The sequence below is a fragment of the Streptococcus sp. CCH8-C6 genome (assembly GCF_001557225.1).
In the GTDB taxonomy this organism is placed as follows: domain Bacteria; phylum Bacillota; class Bacilli; order Lactobacillales; family Streptococcaceae; genus Streptococcus; species Streptococcus sanguinis_C.
Window position 1 is genome coordinate 1 of record NZ_LSJN01000072.1, and the last position, 1,476, is coordinate 1,476.

Here is a 1,476-nt window from a genome sequence, read left to right on the forward strand (position 1 = left end):
CTTTGTGATTTACTGTTTCTCAAATCGTTATATTCAATTATACAAACTGGGATTTATAATCTATTCGCATGAGCCAATTTATGTTCTTGGCTATTTATATAATCTTTGTGTTTGTGATTATGTCTCTCCTCATTTCCGAAGTGCTTATGCTCATGTTCATGAGTGATTACATGAGTATGGGTTACGTCGTTATGTGTATGAACAATCGTATGCGTATGCCCATGAAGATGATGCTTTATCATAGTGTCATATACTACAAATACCGTTCCTAGCAACATCAGAGTCAGCCCTATAAAATATTCTAGAGCCAATTTTTCTCCATTTATTGCAAAGGCTAAAAATGATCCTACAAACGGTGCTACAGCATAAAAAGAACTTGTCTTAGCTGCACCTAAGTCTCTTTGCGCTCTTATATAAAGAAAAATACTTAATCCGTATGCTACAAATCCTAATAGCATAACTTCGGCAATGTATTTCATTTCTGGAATCTTTTCGCCAAGTAGCAATGCAATAGTAAATGAACCGCCGCCAGAAAAAATGCCTTTTAGCAAAACAATCTCATATGTGCTTTTATCAGACATCTTTCTTGTACAGTTATTCTCAAGTCCCCAGCAACAGGTTGCCAGTATCACAAAAAAAGAACCTATAGAAAACTGGAAACTATCACTTCCCTCAAATGATAAAACAATACTAGATAGCGTAATAAATCCAATTGCAATCCACAGATTTCTGGATACCTTCTCCTTGAAAAAAAGTAACGCCATTAACGCAGTCGCCACAATTTCAAAATTACCGAGGAGTGATGCATTAGATGCTGTTCCCATTTTTATACCTATTATTAAAAATATAGGGGCGGCTATATCTAATCCAATCATTCCGATTGTATAGGGTAAATCCTGCTTTGTAAGTCTCTCTGATTTTTTCTCTTTTTTTATGTGAAATAAATACATTATTCCAACGCCAATACCAGCACCAAGATAAAGAAAAGCGGCAATAAAAGTTGGTGTAACATTATTCAAAAGAACTTTTGAAAATGGCGTGCTAATTGCATAAAATCCAGCTGCTAACAGTGCTAATATAACTGCACTCGTCTTTGTTTTCTGCTTCAACATTTGTCATCCCCTTTGCTCTGTATATTCTAATTCGTTTCCCTAAACATTTTTACTATTATATCATATATTTACTTAATGTTATGGCCCCAGCTCTTGCTTCTTAACCTGTGTTAGTCCTCTATTTTCTTTTACTAGTGTCTCTAAACAATTTCTAACACTTTTAGCTCTTTCCATTTAATATAGAATTTCGGTTTTGAAGTTGACTACACCACATCAATACTCTTGCCTTTTTAAAATGCGTGTTAAGGGTGTTTTATTCCAGTTATAGGGATTCTCTTCATTCAAAAATGATTGACGCTTTTATTCTGGAAAATGAGCAAAAAAACAGTAAACCTTTGTGATTTACTGTTTCTCAAATCGTTAT

At 34.2% G+C, this 1,476-nt stretch carries 1 protein-coding gene; it reads right to left on the bottom strand.

Going from position 1 to position 1,476, the window contains the following annotated elements:
• Positions 1-53 precede the first annotated feature (53 nt).
• The gene (locus AX677_RS08020) at positions 54-1,112 is read right to left on the bottom strand and encodes a DMT family transporter (RefSeq protein ID WP_002897043.1); all 1,059 of its coding nucleotides are present in this window, start codon (positions 1,110-1,112) and stop codon (positions 54-56) included.
• Between the last annotated feature and the right edge of the window lie 364 nt (positions 1,113-1,476).